This is a genomic window from Vibrio sp. 11986-1-5 (assembly GCF_963878025.1).
GTDB classification, from domain to species: Bacteria; Pseudomonadota; Gammaproteobacteria; order Enterobacterales; family Vibrionaceae; genus Vibrio; species Vibrio injensis.
This window is the reverse complement of the sequence record NZ_CAWNVW010000054.1, coordinates 1-26447: the sequence shown is the minus strand read 5'-3', so window position 1 is coordinate 26447 and position 26447 is coordinate 1. Positions and strand designations below refer to the sequence as shown.

The window sequence follows — 26447 nt, the reverse complement described above, 5'->3', positions numbered from 1 at the left end:
TAATCATCAGTACTCTTATATCAGATTACTTAACGGAGTTAACATCTATGACATCAACACTTATATTGCGATTTCGAGACTTATCTTGCCCTCGCGGAGAAACTATAAAGCGGCATAAAGATATCATCATCAAGGAAGGTTACGTATGGTGGGGATGGTGGAACAAAGGTCATGAAAAGTTGCCAGCGGATACACTCAAAGAACTAAACCTGAAGATGCAAGAATCAGATAGATCTGTTTATCTTTTTGATAGCGCACAGCAAAAATTTTATCGCGCTAACATCTTGGATTATAAATCAGAGATTGATGGTGGTATTGAGACTCCGAGTAAAAAGCATACACCAACCTACTACATTGAAAATACCCATCCTTTATGGTTTAAGTTTAACAGTATATCTGAAATCGATGCTTCTGAAGTAATTGGAAACAAGTCTTACGAGCCCATGAAGGATCTCTTTGTTTCAGAGTCACATTACGAGATTTATGACAGTAAAGTAGTTGCTTCACCCGATGAACTAACTGAACAAAATCGAACTTTGTGGAGGGTCAGGAATAGACAACATGATGATAAAGCAAACGAAATTCGTTTGAAGGATATGACAGAAATTCAGCCACGGCACTTCGATACAGTATACAAAGCTACTTCTAAAAATAGCTTATTGTGGTTGTCAGATCCTCATTTTACTAATACTTCCTTACATGGGTATGCACTTCAAGATGGTAATCCAGATAAAGCTACATTAGCTAAAACGATAAATAAAGCCTACTTTGATGGTAAGAAAGATATAGCCTCATTACTGATTTCTGGCGACTTAACTTGGTCAGGTGATAGTGCTGAGTTTGATCTTGCGAGTCAATTTATTGATTATATCTATAGTGTGAATAATTTGGATAAATCTTGGCTGGCTTTTTGCCCAGGTAACCATGATCTCTCATTTTATGATGGAGCAGAGGATTCCCAAAAGGCAAATGATGCTATTATCAAAGCGAACTATGATAAATCTCGGTCTGCTTATGAAGATTTCTACGCGAAATACTTTGATATCAAACCTAACCAATCAATGACATCAGGAAGAAAACTTCTGCTAAATGATTCTATACCTGTCGAAATTGTTTTGCTTAACAGTGTCACTTTACAGCAAATTAAAGGAAGTTTTCAGGGGCATGGTTTTATCGGGCAGGAGCAACTTGATGACGTTGCGAAAGAAATGGGCTTTTCTAAAGGAAAACCTAGAAACGTTACTCGTATTTGTGTAATGCACCACCATCTAATGCCAGTGTCATTGACTCAAGACGCTTACCCTGATGCCAAGTACTCAACTGTTCTAGATGCAGAGAGGCTATCTAGATGGCTTACCGAATATCAGTTCGATTTTTTGCTGCATGGACATATGCATCAAAACTTCAATTGCACTTTAGAACGAAGCAAAATAACACATAAAGAAACCTCAGAGTCGAACCCTACCAACAAACTACATGTTCTCTCATTAGGAAGTAGTGGTGTATGTGAAGGGCACACCGGTGAGGAAAAAGGAAATTGGGCGTGTAAAATTGAGTTTGGGCGCGAAAAAATAATATTCCATTACGGGAAAATAAGTCCTCAAGATTCCACGTTATCTACAAGCTATAAACTGGAGTTTGACTACAATGCCTAAATTGCTCATCACGGACCTAGACAATACGTTATATGACTGGGTTTCTTACTTCTCTCAATCGTTTGAAGTTTTAGTTGATTCTATTGTTGACTTAACTGGCATCGATAAAAGCATTTTACTTCGTGATTTCAAGGATGTTCATCAAAAGTACAATAGTTCAGAAAGACCTTTTGCTACTTTAGAAGTCAAAGCTATAGTAGACCACTATGGTACTTCTGATAAGGAAGTCTTAAAGGTTAAGCTAGCACCTGCTTTCCAAAAGTTTTCTGAAAAAAGGAAAGAAACGCTTAGACTGTATGATGGAGTTACAGACACGTTGGCTAAACTGAGAGCTAAGGGAGTAAAAGTTGTCGGCCATACCGAGTCTTACGAAGTTAATGCTGTATACCGAGCTAAAAAACTCGGCTTAGATCAGCATCTACAGCATCTTTATACCATTGGTTCGAATTCTTCTTCCCACCCTGATAAGTTAAAACCGATGATTGATCCTAGTGATGTAGATTGGGTGATAAAGTTGCCAGAAGAAGAGAGAAAGCCTAATCCTAGACTTGTACTCGATATTTGTGAAAGAGAGGGCGTATCTCCAACTGATACCTACTACATCGGAGATTCTATTGTAAAAGACATGTCTATGGCGAATGCCGCTGGTGTTAATTCAGTTTGGGCTAAATATGGTAAAGACTTTCAAAGTGCAAACTGGAAATTGCTAGTCAGCATCACCCATTGGACCGATGAAGATGTAAGAATCGAAGAAGACTTAAAAACAATGTATTCGAAAGAGAAGCCATTGTTTGAAGTATCTTCGTTTGCTGAGTTACAAGACATTATTTTGGAGTGTCCTAATTAGAGTTAACTGTTCAAAGATCTAATTTAGGAATAGAGTTTTTTTAGATTATTTAGAAAAAAAGAATGGGGAGCGTAATTGCTCCCCATTATCATTTTTATAGCTGTTGGTGGTATTACTTTTCTGTGATGATCTCACAGCCTTCAGGGACGGTGATGCTCGCTACGTCCTTACCTTTCTGTTGCGCCGCTTTCACATCCATTTTGTATTGAGTGCATTTGCCCACACTGACGTTGACTGCACCCGAATCTGCGGATGGGTTACCGCCCAGTGTTCCGCCAGCAAATGCGGAAGAGGTAGAGAAAGCTAATGCTGCTGTGATAAGTAGAGTTGACTTGTTCATAGTTGATCCTTACGAGTTGGTTGAGTGTGTTATTTGGGAACTGCAAGTTAGAAGGTGTAGGCAAAGGTGCCAGCACTGGAGGTGACTTCGATTTCTTTCACGTTGTCTACGGTGCAGTTGTTGCTGTATCCGGTGTAGGTTTGGCCGAAGTTTAATGAAACGTTTCTTGATAGCTCTGAGGTGGTGCCTGCGGGTAATCGGCAGTTGCCTCGGTTAATCACCACATTGCTTATTACGGTGTTGTCAGTGATGGCTTGTAGGTCAAAAACCAATGTTCCCCAATGCGAGTTAGTCGATATCGACACTTCAATATCTGCTGTTGCTGCTTGAGTCTCTTCTTGGTCGCCACAAGCGGTGAGCCCGATAAACAGCACGCTCATTGCGGCGTATCGGAGTAGGGTGTTGATTAATGTCATAACGGTGCTCTCCTTATCGGTGAGTGAAATTCAAGGCGCACTGACTTCATAGTGTTCACGCATGAACCGCTCAAGATTGAAATCAGTCGGATAGGTAAAAGAAAACGTCGATACACTGGCCTCATCAATCAAAGGCAAGGCGAGGGTGCGTATCGTGTGTTGACCGGATAATCGAAAGAGCAGCAAGAGCGCGTCACACTGAACCGAGAGTCCCAGTGGCTCAATGAGCGCCTTCTCTTGCTGCAATACTTGGCTAGATATCTTGAGCATACGGTTGTGCAGTAATGCCGTGTGTACCGCATTCAACACGTGCCGTTGCTCGTCACTCCACTCGCGAATAGTGGGCAATGCCACATGTACTTTGGCTAACCATACTTGCTCTTTTGAATGTGCTGAACCCTTGTGGGGTAAGGGTTTGTCTCTCTCCGAGGAGCGACCTTGCCCATAATTCAGTGCATCGGGAACAAGCGGCAGTAAGTACTTATTCGTCAGTTGCCAATAAAGCATTTCCTGCTTGTTGAGCTTCAGTAATTGCTCTGAGGTTTTCCGATAAACATGGGGCATGCTCATCGAATCACACTCCACGTTAAACACCTCCACAATGACTTCATCGAGGTAGCGTTTAATGCTGCGCGTGGTGCGGTGGATATCGAGTAGGGCTAACTGCTGCTGCAACTCCCTAACGGTAATCCATCGATGTTGAGGAATAAGCATCAGCGTGTGCAGCAAAGCGGATAACCCTTCAATGCTGGTTTTATTGCTCATGACTACGCTCTCAATACATCAAAGCTCCACACCGGAGTCGGACATTTAATGTCGGGAGAATAGAGGTGGGTCAGACACATAATGTCCAACGGTGAAAACAGCATCAATCGGCATCACCAAAGCGTGAGCCGATTAACATTAACGAGGCTTATGCTTATCACTGAGCTCGGCAATCGCTACCAATAACCCAATCAACAGCACCACCAGAAACCCTAAAGTGGATAGGGCTCCAATAGCGCCGAAGAACGGGGAAAGTGAAAACAGCGTGGTGAGGGCAGTGACAAGTTTGATTATTTGTAGAAGAAGGGAAGTCATGAGTTATTGCGGGGTGACGGCTATCTCGTTGTAGGAGTCCATATCGACATAGGCCAGAAAGTTATTCTCCCATATCCGATACAGCTCTTGCGCATCACGGCTACCTTGCATTGGCAGCCAGCCACGATAGGCCACAAAGAACTGTCCAACCCGAAAATCAAAATCCAAGTTGCGCTCTAGCTCTGGGTAGTAGTTTCCCATGTAAGCAAAGTCGGTGATGTACTCAATACTCCATTCCCCTGTTGAGGTTTGGCAAATCGCCATCTCAACCGGATGGAAGCCGCCTTCTTCCGCGCTGTAACTTTTATCACGAAAGTTAAACACCAGATAACGGCTGGTGGTCAGTGCTTCATTACTCAGCAAATGAGCGGTGAGTTGCTCACTTAACAGCTTGTGCAGTTTCTTAGACACAGGTAGTAATGATGCTGTGAAGGTTAATTTGGACATGGTGAGTCCTCCTTGTTTCAGGATTCAAATAAGAAATGAGAGATTAGGATTTAGTTGAACGTACCGACCATCGTCAGTTGCACGTCATCAAAGACATTGCGAGAAAGGTGGCGAGCAAAGGCTTTCATCCATACCGAGAGCAGCTCTTGAACTTCTGGGTGGGATAAATCCGTGCTCCCCACATCAGGTTGATAGAACCAGCGATTAGCAAGGTGAAAGTACAACTCAGGCTCAACGGTTGTACTGGTGTCATCGGGATAAGAGAAGCTGGCAAAGAACACTACCAACCAAGGGCTTGAGGTTGACTCTCGCTTAAATTGTACCTCTATCGGGTGCAAACCTTGTCGATGTCGGTAGTAACTTATTTGGCGGCAGTTCAGCACGAGGCGTTCAGCATTCTCTGGGAGAGTGTACCGATTCAGAAGTGCTTCCAGTGACGCATGTAAAGCATCATCAATAGAAAGCTCACCATAATGTTGTTCAATCATAACCACCCCCTTTCAGCCAATGAGGTGCAGGTATCGCCTGTCACGATGTGGTCAAGTACGCGAACATCCACCAGCGCTAAAGCATCTTTGAGTCTTTCGGTTATGCGTCTATCGGCTTGAGACGGCGTTGAGTCACCGGATGGATGGTTATGGGCAAGTATCACCGCTGCGGCATTCACTTCTAACACAGCTTTCACCACTTCTCGCGGGTAGACGCTGGCCGCATCGATTGTTCCATGAAACAGCTCTTTAAACTCAATCAATCGGTTTTGGTTATCCAGTAGCAATAAGGCAAACACTTCACGCTCATAGCTGCCTAGCTTACAGCGCACATACTCTTTGGTGGCATCAGGGTTAGTTAGGGCATCTCCACGTACGTAGCGGTTAGCCAGTATTTCAGCCGCATGCTCTAGGATTTCATTTTCCTGATAGCGTTGCTGCTTTTGGTAATCGGAAGTTTTGGGGTTCATTTCGGGCTCCTGTCGGAATCAATGATGGGTATTCACATTGATGACATATGCCTGAAGATTTTTGGATTGAGATGAATATGCATTAATAGGTCCACGTAGGTAGCTAACTCACTGAATTCAGAGCGTACCCACAAACTTTCCGTTTTCTACATGTTAAAACATAACACTATGTATCTGTTTGAATATCATTAGGAAGGCACAATGAGTGATTTCGACTTTTACGCTCAGGCGCAAAAGTATTATCAAAAATCGCCAGTAATCATTCTTGGTAGTGGGGCATCAGCGGCATATGGTTTGTCAGGCATGGGGGCATTGGCACAACACTTAATTGATACAATCGAAATTGATAGTTTTGATAAAGCGGAAGTTGAAGCTTGGGATAATTTTAAATTAAAGCTAGAAGCTGGTGTAGATTTGGAGTCTGCACTTCACGAAGTACAACTGTCAAAAAAGCTAACGGATTTGGTTGTCCAATCCACTTGGGCTCTTCTTAACCCCCAAGATATTGAAGTGTTTAAATTGTCATTAGATAGAGCGGAACATTTTCCTTTGGCCAAGTTGCTCAATGGATTGTTTCGTTCTGTAGCCGAACGTATCGATATCGTTACAACAAACTATGATCGTATTGCTGAATATGCCGTAGAGCAAGCTGGTATTCACCATTACACTGGTTTTTCTCATGGATATCGCCGATTACAAATCCCTCCAAAATCAATCAAAGCAGATAGAGTCGTGAATATATGGAAAGTTCATGGAAGCTTAGATTGGTTTTTAAGTCCCCTGGGTGATGTCGTTGGGCTTAATCAAGTTCAGGACATTCCTAAAGGCTATATGCCTCAGATTGTTACACCTGGTATTGCCAAGTATATGACGACTTATCACGAGCCTTTTAGGACGATTATACAGATGGCCGATACAGCAATTCGTAGTAAAGAATCATACCTTTGCATTGGTTTTGGCTTTAACGATGAGCATATTCAGGAAAAGCTTATCGAAAAATGTATGCGTGAAGGAGGATGCATAACGCTTATTACTCATACGCTGAGCGAGTCCGCCCGGAAATTTTTCTTAACTGGCAACGTGAAGAATTTCTTGGCAATAGAACGTGGTAGTCATGATCAACAATCGATTATATACAGCTCTGATACTTCAGATGTGACTACTGTTGAACAAGATTTTTGGAGTTTGTCTGGTTATTTAGATTTGGTTCTCTAGGGAGGGAAACGTAGTGTCACTATTTGCTTATAAGGACGATCAAGCTTTAGGTAAGGTTGCGTCAGTGGATACCAGTACCGTTGTTATTGAAGTTGAAGATCGTGATTTTTTAAAGCGACTGCAAGTCAACAGACTGGCCGTTTTGCAAAGTGCTAAGCCTGGGCAACATTTGATAGGTTTGATTTCACAAGTTACACGCAAAAAGATATTTGAAATTACTGAAAATGAAGAAGAGGTAAACGAACAAAATCTTTGTAAGGTTGCTTTGATTGGTACGCTATTGGATCGAGATGGAGAGCGTAGAGATGTGTTCAGAAGAACCTTAGAAAGCGTTCCTGAGATAGATGCAAACTGTTTTGCTTTAGAAGGTGAAGAGCTTACCGCGTTCATGAGAGTATTGTCCAATGCTGCGGCAGAAGGCAACTCTCTACGACTGGGAAAATACACATTAGATGACAATGCTATTGCGTATCTAAATGGTAATAAATTTTTCCAGAGACATGCGTTTATCGGTGGCAGTACAGGCTCAGGTAAGTCATGGACAACCGCTAAGATCATAGAACAAATGGCAAACTTGAAAGCATCGAATGCAATTGTGTTTGATTTGCATGGCGAGTATGCCCCTCTAAAACATAAAGGCTTGAAGCATTACAAAGTTGCTGGCCCTGTCGAAATTGAAGCAAAGAAAACGATAGCTGATGGTGTGATCCATTTACCTTACTGGTTACTGTCTTATGAAGCCTTAGTTTCTCTATTTGTTGATCGCTCGGATCAGAATGCACCCAACCAAGCGATGATTATGTCGCGAGAAGTAAATGCAGCAAAACAAAGATACCTACAAGAAGGAAAGCACAACGAGATACTTGAAAGCTTCACAGTAGATAGCCCTGTGCCTTTTGATATCAATGTATTATTACAGCGTTTGGATGAAATAAACTCAGAAATGGTGCCTGGTGCTGCGGGGAAGCAAAAACAAGGAGAGTTTCATGGAAAGCTAGCGCGATTGATCGCAAGGCTAGAGAACAAAACAACGGATAGGCGATTAGGTTTTCTCTTTCAAGGTGGTAAAAATACGCTCGACTTTAATTGGTTACTTCAATTGACGGATGCTTTACTAGGAAGTACTCAAGAAAATGGTCAAGGCGGTATTAAGGTAATTGATTTTTCTGAAGTTCCATCTGACATATTGCCATTGATTGTTTCTTTAGTCGCTCGTCTTGCCTTTTCTGTTCAACAGTGGACCCCTAGCAAAGACAGGCATCCAATAGCTTTGCTCTGTGACGAAGCCCATCTTTATATCCCTCAACGCAATGCGGCTGGCGCGGCTGATGACATCTCTATCGAGATATTTGAAAGGATTGCTAAAGAAGGACGTAAGTATGGCGTTAGTTTAGTTGTGATTAGCCAGCGTCCTTCTGAAGTAAACAAAACAATGCTAAGCCAATGCAGCAATTTTGTGTCTATGCGATTGACCAATGCTGACGACCAATCGGTCGTTAAAAGACTTTTGCCGGATAGCCTAGGTGGATTTAGTGATATTTTACCTACACTGGATACTGGTGAAGCTTTAGTGGTTGGGGATGCAAGCTTACTACCAAGTCGAATTAGAATCGATGAACCAATTCAAAAACCAAATAGCGGTACGGTAGATTTTTGGGATGAGTGGCAGGAAGATGCTGCTGTAGGTCGAATAGCCAAAGCGATACAAAACTGGCGGAAGCAAAATATACAGTAATAGTAGATAGGCTGGGAAACTAGCCTGTCATCACCTCCACTTCAATCCAAAGCTCTTGCTCAAACAACAACGAATCAATTTGGTACTCCTAAATGTTCCCTATTAACAACTGCTTACTCATGATATGATGTGACCTAATAAATATAGTTAGGCTATGTCTTTTTTGCTTCGTTTTTCACAGAAGCTATCAGAGACTTATCTTACAATTGGTCCAACTTGATACACGTACTTTGAATAGGTTTTAGATGTTGAAGGTTTCATGACGAAGATAAAAAACGAAGTAGTGAGCGGCAAGACCCAGCAGCTTTTAGAGAAGTTACCGCAGGCAAGCCGTGATCGCATTGCCCATATCGACTTCACCTTATTGTTCAAGGGAGAAGCTGTGCGTGCTGATTTGGTAGAGCGTTTCGGCATAGCGCCAACACAAGCAACGAAAGACTTCACCCTTTACCGAGAGCTTGCACCAGACAATATTGAGTATGACCAAAAGCTCAAGTTGCATAAACGTGGTGAAGCTTTTGAGCCATTGTTCGACTATGACGTTGTGAGAACGCTGGCAACCATTAGCCAAGGGTACGGCGATGGCTTTACTGGCAAGGTAACCCCCCCCCTTGCTTGTGAAGCGCCTTATCACCTTAACAAGCCAAGCCTATCTATAGTGGCAAAGGTCACCGAGGCCATCCACAAAGGCAAAGCCTTGAGCATCACCTATGTGTCGTTATCGAGCGGTGAAACAACCCGTGAAATCGTGCCGCATACACTGGTGGACAATGGCCTGCGTTGGCACGTTCGTGGTTTTGACCGCAAGCATGGCCCAAGCGGAGCGCCAAATGGGTTCCGTGACTTTGTATTGACCCGAATTAAAGCAGCGGTTGTGCTTGAAGACTCTACATTATCTGAAGCGGAGCTCGAAACTCAGGACAGGCAATGGAACCGCTTTGTTGAATTGGAGTTAGTGCCGCACCCACGCATAGAGCACAGTGAAGCGATTGAGCTGGATTATGGCATGACGGGTGGCGTGATGAAGGTTGAGATTAGAGCTGCAACTGCGGGGTATTTGCTCAGGCTTTGGAACGTCGATTGTTCCGAGACCGCGTGTTTATCAACCAGCCAATGTCAGCTTGCGTTAAACAATCGTGCCGCGCTGTATGGGGTTCAAAACCTCGCAATTGCGCCGGGTTATGTCACTTAGATGATGAGCACAACCCAGACAACCGTTTTTTATGGCTAGAGATTAATCATCAGAATTAAATAAGAATTTAAGGAACACCGATGCCAACGTTGGATTTTAAAGGTAAGCAGTTTGTATATTCACATCACCTGAGTGTGCCGTTTCGTGAACTAAAAGTGGTTGCGGATAAATCTTTACCGCTGGAAGGCAAGTCAGCATCACTGGATGATAACCTCATCATCCATGGCGACAACCTTGAAGCCCTCAAGGCGTTACTGCCAACTCATGCCGGTAAGGTAGACTGCATTTTTATCGATCCGCCGTATAACACAGGCAATGAAGGCTGGTGTTATAACGACAATGTGCGCTCACCATTGATGCAGGAGTGGCTCAAAAAGTCAGCTAATCCTGTTGATAAAGAAGATATGGAACGTCATGACAAATGGCTTTGTATGATGTGGCCGAGATTAACGCTTTTAAAAGAACTGCTAGCCGAGACTGGAAGTATTTGGATCACCTTAGATGACAATGAGTCACAAAGGCTGAAAATGCTTCTTGATGAGATTTTTGGATCAGAAAATTTTGTCGCAACGATATGCTGGCAGAAAAAGTATGCAGTATCAAATGACGATGATGGGATTCCTGATATGCACGATTACATTCTCGTGTATCGGAAATCAGATAAGTTTAAACGTAATTTGCTACCAAGGTCTGAAGAGCAAAATTCTAGATATACAAATCCTGACAATGATCCCCGAGGACGCTGGTCTTCTGATAATTACGTTAGTAATAAATCAAAAGATGAACGTCCTACATTGTATTATCCAATTAAACACCCTAAGGATGGTAGAGATGTATGGCCAGCAGAAAATGCTGTCTGGCGTTATTCTAAATCTCGACATGAAGAGATGGTTACTGAAGGAAGGCTGTATTGGGGGCCTGACGAAAGCTATGAGAAACCTCGGTTGAAGAGGTACTTGTCCGAAATTCAAGATGGAAAGGTTCCTTCTACGTGGTGGACTTTTCAAGAAGTTGGTCACAATGATGAAGGTCAAAAAGAGCTCGCAAATATAATTGGTGCAAAAATTTTCAATACACCAAAGCCTAAAAGACTCTTAAAAAGAATCATTCAGTTAGCCGCTGATGAAAATGCCTTAATACTCGATTCCTTTGCCGGTTCAGGTACAACAGCACATGCCGTGTTGGAGGCTAATAAGAGTGATGAAGGTAATCGCAAATTTATTCTGATCGAATGTGAGGACTATGCAGACAAGGTGACCGCTGAACGTGTTCGCCGTGTTATCAATGGCTACCCCTTCAAAGGCAACCAGAAGCAAGAACTGCTTTCTGAAAAAATCACTTGGTCGGTCTTCGAGAAAAAACACGCTGAGTTGTTGGAACAAATTGCCAAAGTTGAAGCAAAACACAGCAAAGATTTCGACAAAATCAAAAAAGAGCTCAAAGACGGTGTGCTGACTGTCACCGGTGAGCGCAAAGTGGATGAGTTTGCCCCAGGCATTGGTGGTAGCTTCACCTATTGCACCTTAGGGGAACCGATCCAAATTGAAAGCTTACTCACTGGCGAAGCCATGCCATCGTTCGATGCGCTCGCACGTTATGTGTTTTATACCGCCACTGGGCAGTCGTTAGAAAATGTCGCCAAAGCTTCTGCCGATGGTTTTATCGGTGAAACAGACTTATTCCGTATTCATCTATTCTATCGCCCCGATAGCGAATGGTTGCGCTCGAATGAAGCGGCATTAAACGCAGATAAAGTCGCGGCGATTGTTAAAAACAATGCCACGAAAAAGCGCACCATTGTATTTGCTGTAGCGAAATTTATGAGCCAGAAGGACTTAACTGAAAAACGCATTGAGTTTTGCCAGTTGCCTTACGCTATCCATCGCATTATGGGGGCGTAACATGGAGTTAAAAGACTATCAGAATGGTGTGCTGGATAAGCTGGATTATTACTTAAAAAAGCTGGCCGACACCAAGGAAGAAGCGGAAGACTTTGTTGCTTTTCAGAAAATGAAAGGCAAAGAGGCTCGCTTAACCGATTACGCTAAAGATACGTGGGAAGCTCTGGTACAGGAGCGCCGTATTGACCTGCTTAAAGACAAAAGTGGTCACTTGGTGCCTGCGCCTTATGTCACAAGATTTGACGGCTTAGAGCGGCCAATTCCTAATGTGTGCCTGAAAGTGCCAACGGGTGGTGGTAAAACCTTACTTGGAGTTGCTGCGGTCGAGCGCCTGCAAACTGATTTGTTTACGCAACAAACCGGTATGGTGCTCTGGGTGGTGCCGTCGGATGCAATTTACAAGCAAACCTGGAAACAGTTGGCCAATCGTGAGCATCCGTATCGACAAATGTTAGAGCGTGCTTCGGGTGGGCGCGTAAAAATGCTCGAAAAAAACGATGCCTTTACTAAGCGGGATACCGACGAAAACCTGTGCGTTATGTTGCTGATGTTGCAATCCAGTGCGCGTGAATCAAAAGAAAAGCTACGTATGTTTAAGGATAGTGGTCGTTTCACTTCCTTTTTCCCTGTTGAGGACGACACTAAAGCCAACGAAGCACTATTAAATAGAATTCGCAATCTAGACCCTAACGATCTTTCTGATTATGGCTGGCTAGAAGGTATTGCGCCTGGCACGGTGTCCATTAAGCAGAGTCTAGGGAATGTATTACGCATAATACGCCCTGTGATTATTGTGGATGAGGGACATAAAGCCTATAGCGAAACCGCAAGAGAGACCCTGTGTGGATTTAACCCTAAGTTTATTCTTGAGCTCTCTGCCACACCTAACGCAAACGGTAAGCATCACTCAAATGTGTTGGTGAATGTGTCTGGGCAAGCGTTGAAAGATGAGCAAATGATTAAGCTACCCATCAACTTAATCAACGAAGACAAAAGTGACTGGAAGCATACCTTGTCGCTTGCGCACGCTAAACTGGCAGAGCTTGAGCAGGAAGCCGGGCTGCTACAAAACGAAACCGGCCGCTACATTCGCCCCATCATGCTGATTCGAGTTGAACGCACAGGTAAAGACCAGCGTGATTCAGCATTTGTGCATGCGGAAGACGCCCGTGAGTATTTGATGGAAAAATTGGGCGTGAATGAAAATGAAATTCGCCTGAAAACGTCTGATAAAGACGAGTTGGGTGATGATGATTTGCTCAGCGAAATGTGTCCCGTTAAATACATCATTACAAAGGATGCGCTGCGTGAAGGTTGGGATTGCCCCTTTGCATATGTGTTAACCGTATTATCTAAAATGACCGCAAAAACGGCAATCACCCAAATGATTGGCCGGGTACTACGTCAACCACATGCGCGATTGACGCAAAAACCAAGCTTAGATGAGTGTTATGTTTATACCTTTGATCAGGATGTGATGGAAGCCGTTGCCGGTGTTAAGCAAGGTTTAGAAGAAGAAGGAATGGGCGATGTGGCTAATCAGGTTAAAGCCTCGGAAGCTAATAAACCTGCCACTGTGGTAAGTAAAGAAACGTTATTGCGTAGAGAGCGTTTTCGTACCCTACCGAAAATATTCTTGCCTCGGGTTTTACATCGTGACGCAGGGTACAACGACGGCTACCGCTTGTTCGATTATGAACGGGATGTGCTTGGTGACCTAGATTGGGAGTCGCTGTCTTATTTGAACGCAGAGAACTTCCAGCTAGTGGACGACAAATTACAGCGCACGATTGCCCGTATCGACTATAAAATGTCAAAGGATAACCAAGGCGAATTGGACTTGGCCGATCCGGTTCATGAAAACATCGAGTTTGACCCCAGAGCGGGCCTAGATATCTCGTTTATGATAAGGCAGCTCACCGATGTCATTCCAAACCCATGGCAAGCCATGCGGGTGTTAACGCAAACGTTAGATATTTTGCGTGGTAATGGCGTGTCTGAGGAGGCTTTGTTTACAAACCGCCTTGAGCTACTCAAAGAGATGAAGCGTGATATTAAACAGCAGGTTGCGCAATTATCGGAGCAAATCTTTAGGTCTAAGTTGGGCAATGGTGATATCTCCTTGCGCCTACTCGCTTCAGATAACGAAAAGCTAAATTGGGAATTGGCACAAACCTTAGAGGTTAATGTTAGTGAGCACGATCAGGTGCTTCGCCGCAAAGATGGATCTGAACTCGAAAAAAGCCTGTTCGAAAAGGTCTATCAAAATGGTCTGAACAATTTAGAGCGTGATACTGCTTGGTATTTGGATAGGCAAGAGTCTGTGTATTGGTGGCATCGTATTGCAGTAAATCAACGCGAGTACAGTCTGCAAGGCTGGCAAAAGCAAAAGGTTTACCCTGACTTGTTGGTGTGCGTCGAACAACCGGATTCTGGCAGTTACCGCTTCTCTGTACTGGAAACCAAGGGTGAGCATTTAAAAGGGAACGATGACACTGAGTACAAACGCCGATTATTTGATCTATTAACTGAACACGTCAAGACGGCCGTAGATGCTGGCGAGCTTACATTGGAAGCAGCGTCGGGTGGCATCTCGTTCAGAATGCTGATGGAAGACAGTTGGTCACAAGAGATCGTGCCCGAATTGAATTAATGAGTCATTTGTTGGTGTTGTGTTGTCTCCAACCTTGTCGCCCCATCTAAAAAAAGGGGCGAAACTCAAAAGGAATATCAAGTTAACGAGGATTTAGATGAGTCAGCCAATACCGACTTCTTATAATCAAATCATTGCGCATACGATAGAGCAAGCACTTGCTCTATCGGTTAATGCAAAAAACGACAATGCTATTGCTGGCTTTTGCCAGTTACAAGGCCCAACAGGCGGTGGCAAAAGTAGTACTCTTTATCGTAGCCCAGACGGGAAAATTCCAGCGAGCCTTGAATTTATAAAATCCAAAGGGTTGCAGGCCATCTTAGTTACCCATCGTTGGAATATCCTGCATGACATTTATGACAGTGCCACGAGTGCAAAAGACAGCTCAGGTAATCCACTGCTCGTTAGTATTCTTTATGCACAGGATGAAACTGTTGTTAGTGCGGTTTCTCAACTGGCACTGCCACATGAACAAGGCGTTCAAAAATCTGACTTGCCCGATCCTTATAAGGCCATTGAGGATATCTATGGTTTAGGTGCGTTTCGTTCTAATGCTGATAAAGAGGCTCTCGTCCGTGCTTGCCACAACGTTTCAGCCATCGCCCGTAATGTTGAGTATAAAAAGAAAAACCCTGATTCGATGGGCGTCTTACTCGAACGAGAAGAGCAGGAACTAAGAAAACTGTGTGGCTTTGTCGAACGGACGCTACTTGGGTGCATGTCGTCCTTAGAGAAGGCTGTGAAGTATGCCAGTAAGCACCATGGCAAGACGCATGAGCTCACGGAGCAAGCAAAGGAAAAGCTTCGTTTATTTAGAGAAAATAAATGGGTGCGTCGAATTTTCCCCGCTATTGCCTGGCATGATGATAAGCAACATTTGCTGGTGTTAACAACGCAGAAGCTGTTCGCTTCCTTTTACGACGGTAAACAGAAAGTTAGAATGTCGAGCGGCCAACTGGCCGGAAAGGTTGTATTTGTTGATGAGTTTGATTACCAAGCGGACATTCTACAGACATTACTTGCCCAGTCCCAAATGGTGCAAGAGCCGCCTGAGTGTATTGGTCAATTACTTGAAGGCGGTAAGCGCCTATTAGCGCGAATGCAGTTTGTTACTGCCGAACCTATACCTGAGCTTTACAGTGAGCTTAAACAGCTTATTGCGGAGCTAGAGGAGGATTTGACCAGCAAAGGAGTCGATCTGAATCAGTCTAGGGCACTGGTAATGCCTTTAAAACAGTATGAATCCGGTGTTCCGTTCGAAAAGAAATATCTGTTTCGCTCAGACCACTTAGTAACCAGTGAGCCTTTGCAATTACAGCAAAAACCTCATGGCTTTGAAGTGAAAAGTTATGAGCAAAGCGATGATGTATCGGTTGATGTTGGTGATTTTTTGCGTGTGATGGAGAAATATATTAGACGCTTCAGTTTGCTGTTGTCACAGTTCGCGACCGATGAGTCCGAAGCTTATGAATATCTTGTTCGGCTAAACCGGTTACTGTTCGACCCCGCGAACGATTATCGACCATCCTACTACAGCACAGCGTTACCCAGTTTATCGCTGTTCTCATTACCTCGCACAAGCTTACCTGAGTTAGAAGCGCTCAGTAGATCAAACCTATTACCCAATACTCAGACGAATATGTTTGGCCTAACAACCTGGCTGTTAACCACGGATGAAGCCGAAGCGGATATTGACCCGTTGAGGATCAAGATTAAACGCGCACTATTGCCGACAACGCCTGAAGGGTTAATGGTTTCGTTATCGAGTCGGAACCTGGTTTTTGCACTATCCGCAACCTCTTATATCGAAAGGGGGATTGGTCATTTCGATATACGCTGGATTGAAAGCGCTTTGCGTTACGTGGCTCAGGCCCGCAATCCACAATGTACCGAGAGTTTTCTGGGCGATAGCTTTGAGCAGCGCCCCGAAGATTGGTTTAAGAAGCCGATTCCATATTTACAAACTGACGAGGATAAGCAGTTACAAATGGCGGTGATCCGCGCGTTGGTTAAAGATAAATCTGAAAAGCGTCGCTCGACACTAAAAACCACGATCCACGACTTTGATGATGCTATCAATGCCCCAGTTTTTCAGGAGGCAAAACTGCATTTGAACGCTGCATTTTTTGAGGCTGAGCACTCAGATTACAAGTATGAATACCGGCAGTCTGTGTTGTTTAAATTACTGCACGTTCTGTATTTGGCAGCGAATGAGCCACAACATAAAGGGCACCTGGCCTTTGTTAACTCAGTCAAATACCTTCGGAAGTGGTTGATAAGTGATACCGCAGAAAACAGCAGAATGAGCGCTGATTGGCTTGAAATGGAGTGTTTAACCACTAGCGTATTGTCTTCATTTGACGATGTGTTTATTCCTTTGGCTGTCAACGGCAAGCCCATGATGATTTGCTTGCTCAATGCTGAAGCACAAAAGCGAGAAGGATTTGAGCACGCCTATCAAGCGGCGTTCGACTCTGGCCGTACCGTGGTGGTAATGACACAAACTGCATCCGCTACCAATGGTATTAATTTGGATTACTCCTTGCCTAACTCTCAAGGGCAGATGGATCTGACGTCGCTGTTTATTATTGAAAGTAAGCACTTTTACTTTTCACCATGGGATAGCAATGACGATGATGACGAAATGTCTCATGCTGGCTTTCAGCTCAGAAACTTAGAAAAATTAGTCAGGCGTTCAGAGTTTTCACGTAAGCAGCAGCGGCAATTTATTATGCCGTTAATGAATAACTCAGTCGCTAAAATCCAGGAGCTAAACAAGCTCTATAAAGCGACAAATGACTACGTTAAGAATCTTGCCGCTGACGTGCAGCAGCAAGTTGGTCGTATTGAACGTGCTTGGACGTATGTGCCCCATGTCGCCATTCATTTAAGCGATGATTTAGCAGGCCATCTTCGCAACTACGGCCAATTAACCGTTTGTACTAACAACCGAAATTGGGTTTCAAACCTTAATAATCAGCTGATTGATGATCTTACTCATTCCGAAGATGCATCGGTTTCCAACTTTCTTACCCTGTTGAAAACGCGATCCCAAGATGGCTCTGCTGCGGTAGATATTATTGATAACAAGTTAGTTTCCGCTATCCGAGATGCACGACAAGGTAAGGGTTGTATCGAAGATATTTCAGGACTTTGGCATGAACTAGGCCGCGCTGTATTACAGCATGATCTCCAATGGATGCCGCATAACAATACGTTTGGCATTACTGAGTCTTTGTGTCGTTGGGCGTGCTTTGAACGGCCCGAGGAATCAAAGGTTACTGGTGAAATATGGTACGACCCAAAAAGTTGGCAGTTCTTTGCAAAGCGTGCAGCCGGATTGATCAAATATAACCCTCAGACGCTTTATGAGGTTGTTAATCGGCAACCTGCTATTTCGGATTGGTTTAATCGTAAAGGTTTTCGAACGTCGTTTCAGCCGTTTGCCAACGACATTGAAGAGCAATTTGCATTTCATCCCGTTGTGATTCAGCGAATTTTACAAGGGCGTATTGGTGAGGAAGGTATTCGCGCACTGCTGAGTGACAAGCAGCTAGCCACTAAACAAGACGTCTACAACCATGAGTTGTTTGAATTATATGATTTTGAGATAGCCAACGCGGATGTTTTTGTTGATGCTAAATTTTGGTCTATAGCTGCTCTGGAGCAGTCGGATGAAGGCTTTGAGCAATGGCTTGCTTCTGGTAAACGTCCTGAATTTGCGCCTTTGGGATTAATTAAGAAGCTGGAAAAGATCCGACAAATCCGTGGTGAAAATGCCATTTTGGTTATCGCGAACCTATTGACTGGTGAAGATTGTTCCTTATCGGGCTTTTCTGAAATGTTGGAGCCGGTAAAAATTGAAAATGCTTCAATCCTGTTTCTACCAGGTTGTTTGGTGAGCGATGGATATCAAATGACGTCTGGCTTTAAGTGGTTTTCGAAAATAGTTTGGCAGCGTATGGGGGAGCAAGGTTAATGGATAAAAGTAAAGATTTGAGGAAGTTGCCGCTGTCTCATTTGGTTTATCAAAATAGCGAGGTTGATGCAGAGAAAGCCAACAAACTTGTGGTTTATCACTACGCACTCATCAATAACAACTATCAGTGGAAAGAGAAGAAAGCCTGGGAAGAGCGTATTGATGCCGAACTAGACAGTAGGCAGTTTGCCTATTTGATGAAAAAAAATGGTAATCAGTTTGGTCTCTATGTGGCTTTACAAAGCTCAAGTGATATTCCTCCGTCTATTGTAGACGCTGAGTTGCAACCTATTACTCCAGTTAGAGTTGAATATTCACCGGTGTTAAATCCTGTGTGGATTCGACTAATGATGCGTTCATTGCGGGCTTTTGGGGGGCATTGTAAAGGCGCTTACAGCTTAGGTTGTCCGTTATTGAAAGTAGATAGCTGGGCTGGCGGTGTTAATGCGATCAGCCTAGATTGTAGAACTCAGCAGTTAAAAGATGGAAATACCACTGAGATTGCTCTGTTTTATACCAATGTTCCATTAAGACCGTTATCTAATGACGATGATATAGATCGCATTAAGAAGCCTCTATGGGTCTATGACAAAAATAAGGTACTCGTCAGGTGGTATCCTGGCCATGAAAGAAAACCGAGAGGTACGCTGTTTAAAGAAATTGGAAAGAGTAAAAATTCACGTAAACAGCGTCCGTTTCTGGATCTTTCTACGCCAAAGAGGTTTGAGCAAAGTTGGCCTATGGTGTTAAAACCAGTGCAAGATGCGTTTATCTGTTTTGCGCGTGACTATGGTTTTGAACTTTCAGCTAAAACATTAAATCTCCAACCACTGACGTTGAAAACAAAGCATAAGGCCAATAAGGCTAAGTCATCTTTCCCAAGCATCGAGATATCCGGTGAAATCAAGGTTATAGACCTAAGAGTTAATACCGTTGTTGCTTGTGAAGAAATCTTAGACTTATTTAAATCGCTCATTGCACAGAAAGGCGTCGATGTTTCGTGGGATTTACTAGATGGAATTTCGGCAAATGACTTTGAACGGATAAAACTTGAGCGTTCGGATCGTGTTTTGATTCTGTTAGACCAAGAGAAGGGTATCGAAGATGACCGTTACCCACTAACGAAGTATCTAGTTGGGCGGTGCGCAGTTCAACATATCAACGTAAATCCTCATGATGTAACTGGAGACCCTATTGAAAAAGGGCTGTTAATCGAGTCAAAAAGCGATGAAGACCCAATCAAGCTATATGCTGCACCTGAAGGTGGTTATTACAGCTACAGTGATGACCTTTTGGGTAGTAAGACCTACAAAGAAGCGATTATTAGAAAGCTTGAAGTAGTTCTTAAAGAGTTAGAGATTAAACGTTTACTCATTGACGTAGACAGACCCGTTTCGCAGGTTTTGCCATTGCAACGTGCTTGCTTAAACGAATCAACCATAGTTATTACTGATGGCTATTTGTTTACGGTTTCAAACGATAGACCGGTACTAATTCCTTTCGATCCAACAGACTCCGATATGATTTCGAAAGCGAATGATTACTTATCCAGTTTTGAAACATCTGTAGATGACTTACTAAATTTGATGAATGAGAACTGGCCCTATAGTTACCGGCAGAATGTAGTAATGGATTATTATGGCTCGGAAGTTGATAAACAACGTCGGTTTGCGGCAAGGATTACTCTTGTTTTGAGTAAGGTCGAAGGCGCTCAAGTGTCAATCATGATGCAAGATCCCTCATATGACCAAACGAATATACTGCCATTAGGTATGGAAGATGCGTTTTCGGACCTAACAAAGAAGCAGAAGCCTTATCCATTGTTGGATTGGGTGCTTCCTGATATTGAAGTACTGCTCAATATTGTTAAAGAGTTGAGTGATGATGGCGTGTTATCTAGCCAAAAGACAACAATGCGATTTGAACGTGAGTTACCCGAATTAGTTGAATTATGGCAAGAACAATTAGTTTCGCTTAATCAGCAAAATGAAACGAAGGTGACTTACTATCAGGTGAAAAAAGAGGTTATTCAGCGTTGGTTAGATAAGCGAGGTAAGAAAAAAGACACATCAATCAGTGGTAGTTTGGATACCTTGTTATCCCGATACTTCGATAAGCCTTTAAACGACATCAAACGGTGGATGAGCAACATACCGGGTATTCAACGCATATGGTACGACAAAGAAAAGGGATATTTTGTTGTCGGTGGATTAACCTCTCCAAAAGCTCAGTTAATGAGACAGCCCAGCATCCGACAATGGCACACCTTACAAGGTGAATTGGACATCGAATTACTTGCTGATTTGTTAGATGTTGATTGGGTTCGTATGAATCAGCTTGCAGGTAATCCATGTGCGGCAACATTAGTTAAACGATGGAAAGAGATTAACCGCAATTCAAGAGGTGCTATCTTGTTTTGATAGGTATAGTCGCTAGTTGAATATAGTTAAACACAAACATCTATTCCTCTCTATGTGTTCTTCATATACCCCACTAAGCCTAATGCTTAGTGGGGTATATTTTTTTTGTGTGGAGAATTCAGAATTCGAGCATACACCCAACCCCGTACCCCGAGCCGTACCCCGAGCGATTTTTTCTAAAGTTGAAAGTCTTATAGGTCCTTATTTAATGCGCTCTAGCAGTACACCTGCTTCCATGTGGTGGGTGTACGGGAATTGATCAAATAAAGCAAAGCGGGTGATGTTATGAGTAGTAGATAAAATATCTAGGTTCTCTTTTAAGGTCTCAGGATTACAAGAAATATACAAAATACGCTCATACCCCTGTACCATTTTACAAGTGTCGATATCCATTCCTGCGCGCGGAGGGTCGACAAAAATCGTATTACAACGATAGCTTTTGAGATCAATCCCAGCCTCTTTTAAGCGATTAAATTCGCGTTTGCCTTCCATTGTTTGTGTAAAGTCTTCTGCAGACATACGAATAATTTGTACATTATCTATATGATTCGCAGCAATATTATATTGAGCGGACTCAACTGAAGGTTTGGCTAATTCTGTGGCTAATACGCGGTCAAAATTTTGCGCGAGTGCAAGCGAGAAATTACCATTACCACAATACAACTCCAGTAAATCCCCTTGACTCTCTTGTGTACAATCTACTGCCCATTCTAACATTTTTTCTGCGACTTTTCCGTTAGGCTGGGTAAAGCTATTCTCAACTTGTTGGTAAAGATAAGGTTGACCGTTTACGTGAAGTTTTTCAACGACGTAGTCTCGGTCTAGGACAATTTTCATTTTCCGAGCTCGTCCGATCACGTTGAGATTAAAGCCTTCATCGTTCAGTCGTTGTTTGAGTTTCTTGGCCTCAGATGTCCATGCTTCATCAAGCTGACGATGATAGATCAAAGAAACTAATAGCTCGCCACTCAAGGTTGATAAAAAATCCACCTGAAACAGCTTGTGACGTAATGTGTTATTACCTTGCATCACTTCTATTAATAGTGGCATTAGGTCGTTAATTAAACGGCTGGCGGCGGGGAACTGATTAACTCGATACTTTTCTCGAGTGGTTGGATTAAACATGACGTAATACATTTCATCCCCTTCATGCCAAACCCGAAACTCTGCGCGCATCCGGTAATATTGTTTTGGAGATTCAAATACTTCTAGCTTTGGGACGTGATAGGGCTGAAACATTTCAGTGAGGCGGGTGATTTTCTCAGCCAGTTGTGCTGAATAATGTTCAGGATTTACGTCAAGCGTCGCCATGATGGTATTACCTTTTACTGGTGCATTTATTGAAAGAGCGCAGATTTTATTCAATCTGACCTACATGTCCAGTTTTGTTGCTGATTTACCAAGTTTAAGGTAATGACAAATCACTTGATTATCATCAGCGATACTAGACAAGCTAACCATTGGTCAATAGTATCATTGTAGCTGGTGATATTTAGCTGCCTAGACGGCTAAATTCTGAAAAGGGAATCTGGTGTAAATCCAGAACTGACGCGCAGCGGTAAGGGAGAACGAACGCTCATCAAGACACTGCCTAATGGTGGGAAGTCGAGTTATTAGGTCAATGCTCTCGAGTCCGAATACCTGCCAGCAACTGGGCTAGCAGTTGTGTTTTGCTCAGGAGAATCTACGCGTTTTAGGATAACGACATAATGAATAAATCTTATCTAAGCCTGGCAATGCTGTCAGCGCTCTCTTATTGCTCACTTTCCTATGCCGAAAGTGTACCCGTTGATGAGATCATGGTGATAACAGCCAATCGGTTTGAGCAAAAGCAGGCATCGGTACTGGCGGCAACAACGGTGATTGATCGCCAAGAAATTGAACAATATCAAGCGCGATCTTTGACGGAAGTTTTACGTCGAGTACCCGGAATCGAGATAGCTCAAAATGGTGGCCGAGGGCAGAATGCTTCTATTTTTATGCGAGGAACCAATAGTAGTCATGTTCTCATTTTAGTGGATGGAGTTCGGATTGATTCAGCCGCTGGTGGGGTTGCCATTAATCGTTTTCCAATTGGCTTAGTTGAGCGTTTAGAGGTGATTCGTGGTTCTGGTGCCGCGATGTATGGATCTGATGCTATCGGTGGTGTGATCAATATTATCACTCGTTCTCATCGTGGAAATAATCTTAAGCAAGTGACGGTTGGTGTTGGTAGCAACCAATCCCGTAAAGGTGAAGTGGTCACGAGGACGGATGTGAACGAGCTGGGGCATCTACAACTTTCTGCAGGTTTTGAGAAAACGGATGGTTACGATATAAAAAGCCTTCAGACAGGTGTGGACTATGGCTATGAAAGCCAGAACCTGATGGGTGGCTATGAGTATCGCTTCAATCAGAACTGGTTGGGGTATGTATCGGCTAGCTGGTTTGATAGCGATGTAGAATACAATTCTTTCGGTACGTTCTACCACAGTTTCTCCGACAACCAGAGTTTTACTGGGAAGATGAATTACGAAGGGAAGCGCTTAAAAAGTTTGTTGATGCTTAATTATCAGCAAACAGAAAAACTCGATTATACCCAAAGCGAGGGTAAACATAATGCTAATACCAAGGCGAACATCGACCTTACCCAGACGCAATGGGCGAACCTTTATCAGCTGAATGACATGATTCAACTTGGAGCGGGTATTGATGGCCGCCGGGAAAAATTAGACCATGATGCGCTCAGTTATGGTAGTCGTCATGTGTTGGCTGGAGAAAGCCGAGATACCTACGGTATTTTTGGTTCTGGCAAACTGACGGTGAGTGATTGGATTTTTGAAGCGAATATTCGTCACGATAAGCATGATAAATATGATGACTACACCACTTGGTCTTTCGCTGCCGGTTATCAAGTTAACGATCATTATCGTTTGCGAGCCAGCTACGGCACTGCATTTAAAGCACCGAGTTACACCGATTTATCAACGGCACCTGATCTTGAACCAGAAAAGTCTAAGAATAGTGAGATTGGATTCGATATCACTTATCCATTAGCGCGAGTGAGTGTGTCGGCTTATGACAATCAAGTGGATAATTTGATTATCTGGTATTCTGATCCTAACGGTGCCGTGTGTGATGTGGTGAATTGGGGAGGATGCACTTTGAATACCGATGCACGAATTAAAGGGGTGGAATTGGAAGTGAACTTTGATACTGGTCCAATCAATCATACTTTAGTGGCGGAGTACAAAGATCATAAAGATGATAATCATGTGCAGTTGGCTCGTCGGGCAAAAGAAAACTACAAGTGGATTACAGCCATACAATTGGGTAACTTTGATATAAATACAACTTATACCTATACGGGTAAGCGCCTAGACTTGCCTACATCAGAGCCAACCAGTAACGATTATATTCACTCCACTAACCTGTGGGATGTGTCTGTAGGCTACTGGTTAAGTGATGCCATGGTCATTCGTAGTCGGATAGAAAATCTCTTTAACGAGCAGTATCAAAGTGCGCTCGGGTATCGTGCCCCAGAGCGGGCCTTTTACCTAAACGCCAGTTACCAGTTCTAAAATGTAAGGCCGCTGTAAGGCGGTCTTATTTTTTAGAGAGGATCAATCTGATAAATCATACTCATAATATTATTATTTCATTAGAGTGAGAGTGGTTGCCTAATGATAAAGAGGGAGTATGATCACTGACTCTTTATTCTTGGGGTGTAGTATGCAGCAACAGTCATCACATAAGGTTCTGATTTTTGATTCGGGTGTTGGTGGATTGTCAGTTTATCAAGAGATAGTTTCATTACTACCACAGCTTGATTATACCTACTTGTTTGATAATGCTGCTTATCCCTATGGAGAGTTAGCGCAAGAGGTATTGCTTGATCGTGTTGAGCGTTTAATTTTATCGCTAGTCAAACGGCAATCTTTTGATTTAGTCGTGATAGCTTGTAATACCGCTAGTACTATTGTGCTCCCCATGCTACGTGCCAAATTATCCATTCCTGTTGTAGGTGTTGTTCCTGCGATAAAGCCAGCCTCACTCGTTGCTCATAAAGCGATTGGGCTTATTGCTACCCCCGCAACGATTACCAGACAATACACACATGATTTGATCCGTAATTTCTCGAGTGAAAAAAATGTTGAACTGCTTGGATCGACCCGTTTAGTCGATATGGCTGAAGAGAAGCTGCGTGGGCAAGAAGTTGATAAAGATGAATTGGCGGCGATTTTAAGTCCACTGATTCAGCGGATAGATGTTGCGGTATTAGGATGCACCCATTTCCCACTCATCAAAGCAGAGATTCAACAAGTATTAGGTGATGATGTGATGTTGATTGATTCTGGTCAGGCGATAGCTCGTCGGGTACAGCAGTTGCTTAATGTAGAATCCAGCTTAAAACATCCGCAGCCACACACGATCTTCTCCAGTGCGCCCCCTTGGAAAGAGAGCGCTCTGAATGGAAACTTAATTAAAATGGGTTTTAATCCTGTTCGTCCATTTCCTCATCTGGATGTTTTGGATCATTAGCAATTCGTACTTTCAGCGTACGTTGCATATAGTCTTTTTCATTGAGTGCATGAATTGCCGCCGAGGCATGAGCGGTGGCAATGACTACAAATCCAAATCCTCGACGTTTTCCTGTACGTTTATCTTTCATTAGTCGGACCGCAAACACATCACCGTATTGCGCAAACAAATCACGTACATCGGATTCATTCGCTTTATAAGGTAGGTTTCCGACATAAAGTGTTTTTGTATTACCGGATGGCTCATCGATTGATGGAGCACTGACTGATGCTGCTAAAGGATTAGATAAAAGTTGTAAAGTGATCGCGGCAGAAATAACACCAATAACAAAACTTACCGCAGGATGAATCGATAATAGAGAAAAAACCAGTGCACCAATGATAGCCAGTGCAATAATAAATAATGTAGATTTATTCGAGCTCATATTGAAATACTACTTAATCAGAATGAAAGTAAGAGGCGTATCTAAGATTAACAATATAGACACATGAATCTTACGTTTATGCTTGGAGTTTTTCCAATCGATTGCTGTGACCCTCTTCAAATGTTGGAATTTTATTCAAAAATTAATGATCCGATGGCTTTTTGAGCGAACAGAAAATTAATGAAAAAAAGTGCTTGCTAAGGTGAAGATGATCTCTATAATGCGCCCTCACTGACACGGCAGACGCCACAAGGCTTCAGGCAGTGTTGGTTGAGGGAAAGCTTCTAAAAAAGAAAATTTGAAAAAGCGTTTGACTCTTCAAATTAACTCGCTAGAATTCACCTCCGCTTCGAAGCTCAGTGAGCCTTCCAAGCAACGCTCTTTAACAATTTAAACCAATCAATCTGTGTGGGCACTCGTTGATGATAATCAAAATGCTTAGCAATAAGCACTTCGGTATCAATGAACTGAGTGACCAATTGATAGCGCTTTTAGCTCTATCGGCACAGTCAATTCATTATCGTTCTGTTGGAACGATAATAGCTTTGAATTACTTATGGTAGTTTAAAGTCAGTATTCATTGAGCCACAAAAAACTTAAATTGAAGAGTTTGATCATGGCTCAGATTGAACGCTGGCGGCAGGCCTAACACATGCAAGTCGAG

General features: G+C 43.1%; 19 protein-coding genes, 1 rRNA gene and 1 riboswitch. Of the genes, 12 read left to right on the top strand and 8 right to left on the bottom strand.

What is annotated here, in order from left to right; translation table 11 throughout:
• Window positions 1–47 precede the first annotated feature (47 nt).
• Window positions 48–1655: a metallophosphoesterase family protein gene (locus AACS00_RS16095; protein ID WP_110168003.1), complete on the top strand. Its 1608-nt coding sequence runs from the start codon at window positions 48–50 to the stop codon at window positions 1653–1655.
• Window positions 1648–2502: an HAD family hydrolase gene (locus tag AACS00_RS16090; RefSeq protein WP_110168002.1), complete on the top strand. Its 855-nt coding sequence runs from the start codon at window positions 1648–1650 to the stop codon at window positions 2500–2502. The genes AACS00_RS16095 and AACS00_RS16090 overlap by 8 nt, the downstream gene beginning before the upstream one ends.
• A 112-nt stretch (window positions 2503–2614) precedes the next feature.
• Here the strand turns inward: AACS00_RS16090 and AACS00_RS16085 are convergent, their stop codons facing one another.
• The 6 genes from AACS00_RS16085 to radC all read right to left on the bottom strand — a co-directional run bounded on the left by AACS00_RS16085 (window position 2615) and on the right by radC (window position 5743).
• Complete coding sequence (locus tag AACS00_RS16085; protein ID WP_110168001.1) at window positions 2615–2842, bottom strand: hypothetical protein; 228 nt, start codon at window positions 2840–2842, stop codon at window positions 2615–2617.
• A gap of 47 nt (window positions 2843–2889) precedes the next feature.
• Window positions 2890–3258 carry a hypothetical protein gene (locus AACS00_RS16080; protein WP_110168000.1) on the bottom strand — a complete coding sequence of 123 codons (369 nt, stop codon included), beginning with the start codon at window positions 3256–3258 and terminating at the stop codon, window positions 2890–2892.
• Between the two features lie 30 nt (window positions 3259–3288).
• Complete coding sequence (locus AACS00_RS16075) at window positions 3289–4023, bottom strand: WYL domain-containing protein (RefSeq protein WP_110167999.1); 735 nt, start codon at window positions 4021–4023, stop codon at window positions 3289–3291.
• 318 nt (window positions 4024–4341) lie between these two features.
• On the bottom strand, window positions 4342–4785 hold the full coding sequence (locus AACS00_RS16070; protein ID WP_110167997.1) for a DUF2787 domain-containing protein: 444 nt from the start codon (window positions 4783–4785) through the stop codon (window positions 4342–4344).
• Window positions 4786–4835: 50 nt separating this feature from the next.
• The gene (locus AACS00_RS16065) at window positions 4836–5273 is read right to left on the bottom strand and encodes a DUF2787 domain-containing protein (RefSeq protein WP_181397616.1); all 438 of its coding nucleotides are present in this window, start codon (window positions 5271–5273) and stop codon (window positions 4836–4838) included.
• Entirely contained in the window at window positions 5270–5743 is a 474-nt protein-coding gene (gene radC, locus AACS00_RS16060) for a RadC family protein (protein ID WP_110167995.1), read from the bottom strand. Before radC ends, AACS00_RS16065 begins: the two co-directional genes overlap by 4 nt.
• A 201-nt stretch (window positions 5744–5944) precedes the next feature.
• Between radC and AACS00_RS16055 the strand changes: the two genes are divergently transcribed.
• The 7 genes from AACS00_RS16055 to AACS00_RS16025 all read left to right on the top strand — a co-directional run bounded on the left by AACS00_RS16055 (window position 5945) and on the right by AACS00_RS16025 (window position 20838).
• Window positions 5945–6958: an SIR2 family protein gene (locus tag AACS00_RS16055; protein ID WP_110167994.1), complete on the top strand. Its 1014-nt coding sequence runs from the start codon at window positions 5945–5947 to the stop codon at window positions 6956–6958.
• 13 nt (window positions 6959–6971) lie between these two features.
• On the top strand, window positions 6972–8693 hold the full coding sequence (locus tag AACS00_RS16050) for an ATP-binding protein (protein WP_110167993.1): 1722 nt from the start codon (window positions 6972–6974) through the stop codon (window positions 8691–8693).
• A gap of 259 nt (window positions 8694–8952) precedes the next feature.
• The gene (locus AACS00_RS16045) at window positions 8953–9885 is read left to right on the top strand and encodes a WYL domain-containing protein (protein ID WP_110167992.1); all 933 of its coding nucleotides are present in this window, start codon (window positions 8953–8955) and stop codon (window positions 9883–9885) included.
• An 80-nt stretch (window positions 9886–9965) separates the two neighbouring features.
• Window positions 9966–11786: a site-specific DNA-methyltransferase gene (locus tag AACS00_RS16040; RefSeq protein WP_110167991.1), complete on the top strand. Its 1821-nt coding sequence runs from the start codon at window positions 9966–9968 to the stop codon at window positions 11784–11786.
• A gap of 1 nt (window position 11787) precedes the next feature.
• Window positions 11788–14439 (top strand): DEAD/DEAH box helicase, encoded by a 2652-nt coding sequence (locus AACS00_RS16035; protein WP_110167990.1) that lies wholly within the window; start codon window positions 11788–11790, stop codon window positions 14437–14439.
• A gap of 97 nt (window positions 14440–14536) precedes the next feature.
• The gene (locus tag AACS00_RS16030; protein WP_110167989.1) at window positions 14537–18418 is read left to right on the top strand and encodes a hypothetical protein; all 3882 of its coding nucleotides are present in this window, start codon (window positions 14537–14539) and stop codon (window positions 18416–18418) included.
• A complete protein-coding gene (locus AACS00_RS16025) occupies window positions 18418–20838 on the top strand; it encodes a hypothetical protein (RefSeq protein WP_110167988.1) in 2421 nt (806 codons plus the stop codon). The genes AACS00_RS16030 and AACS00_RS16025 overlap by 1 nt, the downstream gene beginning before the upstream one ends.
• 201 nt (window positions 20839–21039) lie before the next feature.
• Here AACS00_RS16025 and trmA read toward each other — a convergent pair whose 3' ends face one another.
• Complete coding sequence (gene trmA, locus AACS00_RS16020; protein ID WP_110167987.1) at window positions 21040–22149, bottom strand: tRNA (uridine(54)-C5)-methyltransferase TrmA; 1110 nt, start codon at window positions 22147–22149, stop codon at window positions 21040–21042.
• Window positions 22150–22304: 155 nt separating this feature from the next.
• A riboswitch (cobalamin riboswitch) is annotated at window positions 22305–22501 on the top strand.
• 46 nt (window positions 22502–22547) lie between these two features.
• Here trmA and AACS00_RS16015 point away from each other — a divergent pair.
• Together AACS00_RS16015 and murI are read left to right on the top strand one after the other, a co-directional pair.
• Complete coding sequence (locus tag AACS00_RS16015; protein ID WP_110167986.1) at window positions 22548–24398, top strand: TonB-dependent receptor domain-containing protein; 1851 nt, start codon at window positions 22548–22550, stop codon at window positions 24396–24398.
• Window positions 24399–24549: 151 nt separating this feature from the next.
• Window positions 24550–25359, top strand: coding sequence for a glutamate racemase (murI, locus tag AACS00_RS16010; protein ID WP_110168085.1), 810 nt, complete (start codon window positions 24550–24552; stop codon window positions 25357–25359).
• On the opposite strand, the gene AACS00_RS16005 is transcribed toward murI, so the two are convergent.
• Window positions 25313–25783: an RNA recognition motif domain-containing protein gene (locus tag AACS00_RS16005; protein WP_072670143.1), complete on the bottom strand. Its 471-nt coding sequence runs from the start codon at window positions 25781–25783 to the stop codon at window positions 25313–25315. The genes murI and AACS00_RS16005 overlap by 47 nt on opposite strands.
• 598 nt (window positions 25784–26381) lie before the next feature.
• On the opposite strand from AACS00_RS16005, the gene AACS00_RS16000 reads away from it, so the two are divergent.
• Window positions 26382–26447: ribosomal RNA gene (locus tag AACS00_RS16000) — 16S ribosomal RNA — on the top strand; the annotation flags it as partial.